This window comes from Ureibacillus galli (assembly GCF_014836845.1).
Lineage (GTDB): Bacteria > Bacillota > Bacilli > Bacillales_A > Planococcaceae > Ureibacillus > Ureibacillus galli.
The window spans coordinates 75,135-83,690 of sequence record NZ_JACSQA010000015.1 but is presented as its reverse complement, the minus strand read 5'-3'; the positions used below and the strand labels follow the sequence as shown (position 1 = coordinate 83,690).

The following is an 8,556-nucleotide window of genomic DNA, read 5'->3' as shown; positions in this document are numbered from 1 at the left end:
CTTCCAAAACGAGGATTAAAAAGTATATCTAAGCACATAAAACAAAACCTTCCAATTTTAAAGAGGAAGGCTTATTTGGTGTACCCTTTTTTTAGTATAGCATGTAGGTTTTAATATTTTTATTGAAAAATCTTGACAACTATTAGCTGGTTTTGTGGAATAAAATTAACTTTCCCTTTAATTTTTTTAAAAATTTCCAAACTTTATGCCAAATTTCCACTCCAAAATATTCGAATTTATTTCAAAACCACAGATGTACTTCTTGAATTGATGATTTTCAAATAGCCCTTTTTAATATAAGTACCACAACCATTCCGAATATATAACAATTTAAGATAGATATTACAGGTATATAAAAAAGAGTAATACAGACTGCCTGTTTACTCTTTTGACCGCAATTTATCCGCAGAATTTTTTTGTATTGAACTAATTTAACTGAGCTGATTTAAATTTCCTTAAAAAGATTAATAGATCAGACTAATTTTGCTTATTTAATCTCATTTAAATTCACTTTTTTCTAACCATCTATTCGATAAGGTGATGGTACAGGTTCGAACCCTGTCGAGACCATATTGCCGAAAGCTTTAATATCAATGGTTTTCGGTATTTTTATTTACGTAAATGATTGTATATTTTAATATCATGCAAAATGAGAAATTCATCTTTTGCAGCTACTAATTATCAAATGACTTAAAGTCTCTACTTTCCTTTTGATTTATCAACCTTTTCCCATTTGTGAGAACTTTTCGTTGTGCTTGAACGTCTCACGGTATCTTAAATTGTATTTTGCCCATTTGACCTCCTTTATCTTATACATAAGATATAACTAAGATATATAAGTTCAATGGCGTGTATTTTGTTGTTCTTTTTAACGTATTGTAATATTAAGTTTGTTTACAAAACAGTAAGCATTTAACATTTATTGATATTAATGCTAATATAAGTGTAAACAACATTTTATTACAACTATAAAGGTTATTAATGTTTCAGATTGAATTACAGAACGCACTACAAAGTATCTAGAGGGTTCAATCCGTTTTTTATTCAGCTCATCAATTCCAAGTTGTGTTTTATTTTTACATCTTAAAATTGAACGTATTCCAAATTCCTGAATATATCTTGTTTTCATTGATTATACTCCTTTAACTTATCTACGGATGTTGAAATACACACTGCTGAATTCTTTGTTCCATAACCATTGATATATAAAATTAATCGTCAATCTCATCCTCTAGACCGATTTAAAGTTAGGTATGAGGTCGGTTTTTTATAAATTTTAAAATTATATAATAAATATACAAAATATGAATTGAAGAATTAAAAATGTATATACTCTTGCCTTATTTTCTTCATATAACCATATAAATTTCAGGGGGTATCTTATGAAAAAGATAATTGGATTAAGCTTTATTCTATTTGCTGGTTTTACCTTATCCGGATGTTCAGGGTTAATAGAAAGTTCTTTAAATCCAAGTGATAAATCTGATTATGAAATTGCTACTAAACAAGAAACTGGAAATGGAAGTATTGAATTATTAACACCAACGATTACAACAAAGGACAATCAATTAGAATTTATGACTGAAGGAATTGACGAAAACAAAGTGACGTTTATTTCTGTTGCCAATAAAAAAATATTTGAACAAAAAATCAAGAATAATGAATCCTACGAGCTTAACATTCAAGGTATTAAAGATGCTCATAGAACTGACTACAAGCCAAAAGTCCAACTTTGGCAAACTACAGATGATACTGAAGATGGAGATATTGTAGTCTTTAAACAAGTTAGATATACAGTTGAGAAAGACTAGTTGTTGTTAGGCAATTAATCAGAAGAATTGAGAATATTCTTACCAAATAATTGTGTGCATTAAGAACACGACTGATTATTTTTCGATACAAGTGATATTTTTACAGTTTAGTATGAGTAATCAAAAAATGCGGGATCTCATTATAGGAACAACCGAAACTACAAAACCTCACTAAGTGATAAAACATCACTTATCGATTATAAGTCCTCTGAAAAATAGAGGGCTTTTTCACTTCACAATATAATTCCAATACACACTTCAGCTAGCAACTTCCCCTACTCTATATACACCGTGACATCAACTACGATACCACCACTGCATAAAGAAATTCGTTCCCATTTTTAGTTAACTACAGAACATTTGTCCATATTTTGACAATAAGGAAATCCAGGAAGTTAAAACCTGGATTAAATATTCAATAACCATTTTATCCTCAACCGTAAAATTAAAGAATCATAACATATGGCTATTTTAAACGAAATCATTTTTTCTTTTTCCACAAAAACGCCTGACTGTTGAATAAACAATTTTATATTTCTTAATCACTTAACAACCTTATTGTTATTAACAAATATTCAACTCTCCAAATTTCTACAATGAATTTTTAATAATTTCACTTAATTTGAAAATACCTACTTTTATTTCATCGAGTGAAGCATACCCATAAGAGATTCGTATAAACTGTCCTGACTTTTCAGCATAAATACTACCGGGATTTAGAAGAATATTGTTGGAAAATGCTTTTTCAATCAGCCTTTTCACTTTAAATTCGGGTTTTATTTTTACCCATATGAACAATCCACCTTTTGGGATGTCCCACGTCGCATAAGGACTCAAATAAATATCCAGTGCATCTAAAGCAACTTTTCTACGAACTCTAAGTTGTTCTCTTACTTTCTCAAGATGAGTATTATAGAAATTACTAGATAGCCATTCTGCGGCAACGAGCTGTGAAAGAGTACTTGATCCATAATCGGATTGCATTTTTAAATCTGCTAATCGATTAATAACTGACTCCGAGCCAACTATCCAACCAATTCGTAATCCTGGACTAAGGGTTTTTGATACACTCCCAACATATAATACATTTCCATAAAGGTCCCTTGCTTTTAGTGGTTTAGGTGGTGGGTTATCAATCCATAAATCACGGTACACATCATCTTCTATAACTGGCAGCTGCTCTCTTTCACAATAGGCAATTAATTTCTCTCGTCTCTCTTCTTGCATTAAGGCCCCTGTCGGATTATGAAAGGTTGGAATCGTATATAAAATATTTTTTCCTTTTTCCTTTGTTAGATAAATAGAATCGATGATTAGCCCCTCCTTGTCCATCGCTAATCCTTGCAACTCCATCCCCACAGACTTAAAAACATTCAACGAGTAAAGATAGGACGGCATTTCTAGCAATACCGTAGAATCTCTTTTTAGTAATCCAATTGAAATTAAATGTAAAGCTTGGAGCGCACCTGAAACTACGAGAATAGACGACGGCGATGCTTCGATTCCTCTTACCATTAAATAGTCACTAATGGCTTTGCGTAAATTTATATTTCCTTTCGGCTCTTCATATCCAAACGAGGTCAATTGATTCGATACCTTTTGAACGATGAATTTCATATCTTCTAAGGGGAACATCTCTGGTGATAGCTCCCCTTTACTCAATTGAATAAGGTTCGTATTTGATTCAGCTTCGTTAATCTCCTGCACCATAGATACACTAGGTTTATGAATTCCTAAAGTGACGTTTTCATTCCAGTTAGTTGAGGATTTCGCACCCATCAAAGTCCATGTATTATTCGTGACAACTGTTTCCTTCCCTGCTTTACCTTCTAGTAGTCCTTCTGCCATCAATTCCTCTAATGCCGTTATTACTGTACTACGATTAACCTGGAACTGTTTTGCCAAATTACGTTGACTGGGTATGGGACTTCCGATTGCCCACTCCCCTTTAGCAATTTTTTCTTTTATAAAATCAATAATCATTTGATATTTTGGTTTTTTCATATGTAATCTCTCTTCTTACTGGTTGGTTTTTTTTATTTTAACCGGTTGGAGAAATATATGCAAAAACCTATTAATATTGAAAACATAAATTTAATTGGTTGGATAAGAGGTGTATTCATGTTTAAAACATTTGATTTTAAGATTATTTCTGCTCATTTCATAACAATCATTTTATGGGCATCAGCTTTTCCAGGAATACGAGTTGCATTGTCAGCCTATTCGCCTGAACATCTATCACTTTTACGATTATTAGTCGGCTCATTCGTATTAATAATCATAGCAATTATTACAAAAACCCCATTGCCTGAGTTAAAAGATATCCCTATTATTCTATTACTTGGCTTTATAGGTTTCACCGTATATCAAGTAGCACTAAATTATGGAGAGCAAACTATTAGTGCTGGGATTGCGAGTTTACTTGTTTCAACAACTCCTATATTCACTGCTTTATTAGCTGTCTTCTTTTATCGTGAGAAACTTAGATTATGGGGATGGCTTGGTTCACTTATTGGTCTTTGTGGGGTAGCATTTATTTCTGTTGGAGATTCAAATGAAAGTTTTTCATTTAATTTTGGGATTATTATCGTTTTAATAGCATCCCTTTCAGAAAGTATTTATTTTGTTTTTCAACATCGATATCTAAAAAAGTATGGGGCTATTCCCTTTACGATGTACGCAATTTGGTCAGGTACCATATTTATGCTATTTTTCTTACCTGGCCTAAATGAAGCAATTATGGATGCCCCGTTAAATACAACATTAGTTATTTTGTATCTTGGAATCTTTCCAACAATCATTCCTTATTTTACTCTAGCTTATGTTACTTCACGAAATGGAGCGGCTGAAGCAACAAGTACACTTTATTTAACATCTGTATTTGCATTCCTTATCGCATGGATCTGGCTTGGTGAAGTTCCACAATTTTCTGCCGTAACTGGGGGCTTAATTACTTTAATAGGGGTATTTATTGCAAACATAAAGAAAGAAGAATTTATTAAAGAAAATAACATGCTCAAAGTTTAAACTAGTAATCAATGAACACTTCAGTTTGATGACAACAAGTATGAGAACAGTAACCCTCTATACATGTTGTCATTATTTATTCTTCGGTTGATAAAAAAATAACTTGATACTTTATTTATCAGCAAATGGAAAAACTTAATTTAGAAAAAAGATTGATCGAAATGGGGTTAATTCTTATCTTGCTCTATATTTCAACAATAATATCCAATGAAAACGTTCCCCAACAGTCTAGCCTATTCATGAAGAAAGACCCTCTCCATATTCAAGGAAAGCGTCCTATAATTGAAAAACTATTTTTTATTATTAATAGTGGTTTCTCATATATTTCTATGTCATTGATTTCCCTTTTATCAAGAATAAAGGTCTAGACTAATTTTCATTTCTATTTCCACCTTCGTTCCCAGACCAATAGGCCATAAAAGATCAGCATAAAGAAAACCTCAAAACGTTATTTTTATAATGTTCGTGGCTAATAAGATGTAATCCCAATTTAATTTGAGACCTTTATTATGAGTTTAAATTTATTTATAAGGTCATTTGTTATTCTACTTCAGGTTCACTAAATGGCCGTACATACATATCGATATCAATATAAGCATCAATTGCAGCAGCAAAGCTACTGAATTCGGGTGAGATTACTAAACCAGGTGTGTAACCATCAATCATAGCAATTACTAGTTCAATCCGTACATCTAAATTTAATTCTTTCTTTAATTGATTAATAATAACTGTTTTAGATTGAAAAACATTCAAAATTGGAAGTAAAACATCATCTACATCTAATGTTTCTAGAGTTTCAGATTCATATTTCCAGCAGGTAAATGAGCGAACACGGGAATAATTAATGTTTACTTTATCCCCAACACGCCAAGTCTCCGTCGGTTGAACACCTAATCTCTCGGTCAATACCTCTAATGGAAAATCAACAACATTCTCATTCCCTATAAAGGATACATATGCATATAAAGTGGTTTTTTCCATTTAGCCCTCCATACTCGAAATTTATAAATCATTATAACACTGAATATATTTACTTAAAATTACCATTTTGTATCTCTAGACTTATTCCAAAATCTGGGCTTTTAATTAAATAAAGCCCTTTCCTTATTCAAGGAAAATGCCTGATTGTTGCAGATTAAATCCTATTATCTAATTTTTGAGGTTTAATTAGAAAATAAGTGACATCCACGAATTTTTTCATCAGTGGAAGCCAAAGTCGCTTCATATATTGTTATTTTATCTTTTAAAACAAGTATCGTTACTATTAAACCAGCACCATAAATATTTTATATAATAGAAGATAAGTGGTTTATCTTTTCCTTAAGCATAAAAATACCCTCACTTTGTCCATTATACCAAATATAAGGGTAATTTTCTGTCTATTTAACTGTAACATCCAATTTTTGCAAGTGTTCTTCGATAGACATGATTCGTTCCTTAGTCTCTAAAGAATCTTATCCTCTTAAAAGAAACCTTTGGATCTTACCACTTGGCGTCTTAGGTAAAGCCGCTACAAATTCGATTATTCTAGGATACTCATGTGCAGATAAGTTCTCTTTTACATGCAGTTGAATTTCCTTTGCAAGTTGGTCACTAGGCGTATATTTTGCCTTTAGAACAACATAAGCTTTTACTAATTCACCTCGGCGTTCGTCGGGAACCCCGACAACTGCTGTCTCAGACACAGCTACATGTTCCATGATGGCATTCTCCACTTCAAACGGTCCTATTCGATAGCCTGCACTAGAGATAATATCGTCATTACGACCAGAAAAATAGAAGAAACCCTTTTCGTCATAGCTAGAATCATCTCCAGTCAGGTAATAGCGGTTACCATATAAAAATCGTTCCTTTGTTTTCTCTTCATTTTGATAGTATCCTTTAAACCAAAACAGTGGAGATTGTTCTGTATCAATAGCAATTTGACCTTCCTCATTTGGTCCTACTGCTTCACCCTTTTCATTTAATATTGTTGTCTTAAATCCCGGCATCGCTTGCCCCATTGAACCTGGTTTATAAGTATTTTGTAAAGTAGTATGGTGATGGTTATTAATTACCATCCCTTGTTCGGTTTGTCCGTAATGATCATAAATCGGTAATCCCAAATTTTTCTCTGCCCAATTAATTACATCGCGATTAAGTGGTTCCCCCGCACTCGATAAAACTCGTAATTTCAAGCGTTCAGCCCCATTACTTGTCACATCATCCCACTCGGCACGCATTGATCGATATACTGTTGGTGCCGCTGCAAAATTCGTTACGTTGTAATCCTGAAATACGCGAATTGTATTTGCTACACTAAAAGGTGCGCTATATACGATAAAAGTTCCACCTAGTAGTAAAGGTCCAATTAAACCATAATACAGCCCATATGCCCATCCCGGGTCAGCCATGTTCCAAAATACATCCCCTTCACGAACATCTAATCCATATCGCATGTATGCCTCAAAAGCAGCAAGCGCATACACCGGTACTTGTACACCTTTTGGATGCCCAGTCGTTCCGGATGTATAAAGAATGACGAACAAATCATCCTTCGTCACAACTTCATTAAATTCTAAAGGTTGTACATTTTTGAAGGAACTCCAATAATCCAAATCATCATTTACTTCATTTTTATCAACTGTAATGATTTTCACCTTTGAGCTATCAATGGCATCCGTTCCTGCAATTGTTCCATTTAACTTTGATCGATTCGCTGCATCCGTGATGATCACATCAGCCCCACTATTCTCGACACGATAATAGATTGCTTGTGGACCAAATGCTGTGAAAAGTGGTACATGAACCCCACCTAAACGCCAAATCGCTAATACTGAAATAATTAACTCCGATCCTTTAGGCAATAACACCGCCACTCTTTTCCCCTTTTTCACTCCTAAAGATTTTAAAACATTCGCAAATAGTAATGAATGACGTTTCAGCTCCCCATATGAATAACTGCGTTTAACCCCACTAGCATTCTCATAATGAAACGCAATCCGCTCACCATCATGGCGATCACAAAGTAATTCAACTACAGAAGAAAACGGTCCTTTATATTGGTGAATTAATGGACTTACATCTACTTGATTGATTAAATTGTTACTCATAAAACACCCACCCCTTATTTCGAAATATTCAGAAATATAAGTTTAATATATCACAACTATATTAAACTAAGAAGGTTATTTATGTTCGAATTGCAGGATTTACGCTATAAAATTTCTAAAATGAGAATATTGATTTCAAGTTTTAGATAAATGAATAGAATCTAGTGCTCTCGTTATTATTTTCGGCTTGATATTATCTTCTTTTTTCAGTTTCATGGGGGTATGATTTGATATTGTGTGACCAGTACATCGGTACAATTGCATACTCATAGACATATGTATACTCGTTCATTCTTCGAGCCTTTACAAATCCGTGAGCAATACCAAAAGCTTCAAACGCTTTATCTAAATCGACTTCTTCTTTTAGCCATAATTTAACCGCTACTTGTTCACCGTTGCTATCGGCAACTTAGCAAGAACCTCTTCTTTTGATAACGGAGTAATTCAGACACTTCGGAATCAGGTTTAATATCATGATAATTCACTTCCACAGGTTGCCCAGTTGGGACCGTATTTTTCACCACTATATATTCTGTCTGATCTAATATAAATCCACCAGCTGTTCCTATACCACAGACTACCGCTAGAATTCCTCCTATCCATTTCCACTTTTTTATAAATGAACA

Annotated in this window: 5 protein-coding genes; 2 read left to right on the top strand and 3 right to left on the bottom strand. The window is 33.3% G+C overall.

Annotated features, from left to right (window positions below; genetic code table 11):
• The first annotated feature begins 1,382 nt into the window (after window positions 1–1,382).
• Complete coding sequence (locus tag H9636_RS11105; RefSeq protein ID WP_191707673.1) at window positions 1,383–1,811, top strand: hypothetical protein; 429 nt, start codon at window positions 1,383–1,385, stop codon at window positions 1,809–1,811.
• Window positions 1,812–2,402: 591 nt separating this feature from the next.
• On the opposite strand, the gene H9636_RS11100 is transcribed toward H9636_RS11105, so the two are convergent.
• Window positions 2,403–3,815 (bottom strand): aminotransferase-like domain-containing protein, encoded by a 1,413-nt coding sequence (locus H9636_RS11100; protein WP_191707672.1) that lies wholly within the window; start codon window positions 3,813–3,815, stop codon window positions 2,403–2,405.
• Between the two features lie 117 nt (window positions 3,816–3,932).
• On the opposite strand from H9636_RS11100, the gene H9636_RS11095 reads away from it, so the two are divergent.
• Window positions 3,933–4,838 carry a DMT family transporter gene (locus H9636_RS11095; RefSeq protein ID WP_191707671.1) on the top strand — a complete coding sequence of 302 codons (906 nt, stop codon included), beginning with the start codon at window positions 3,933–3,935 and terminating at the stop codon, window positions 4,836–4,838.
• 540 nt (window positions 4,839–5,378) lie between these two features.
• Here the strand turns inward: H9636_RS11095 and H9636_RS11090 are convergent.
• Both H9636_RS11090 and H9636_RS11085 read right to left on the bottom strand, forming a co-directional pair.
• Window positions 5,379–5,819 (bottom strand): DUF4279 domain-containing protein, encoded by a 441-nt coding sequence (locus H9636_RS11090; RefSeq protein WP_191707670.1) that lies wholly within the window; start codon window positions 5,817–5,819, stop codon window positions 5,379–5,381.
• A 473-nt stretch (window positions 5,820–6,292) separates the two neighbouring features.
• Window positions 6,293–7,930: an AMP-binding protein gene (locus tag H9636_RS11085; protein WP_191707669.1), complete on the bottom strand. Its 1,638-nt coding sequence runs from the start codon at window positions 7,928–7,930 to the stop codon at window positions 6,293–6,295.
• Window positions 7,931–8,556: the final 626 nt, after the last annotated feature.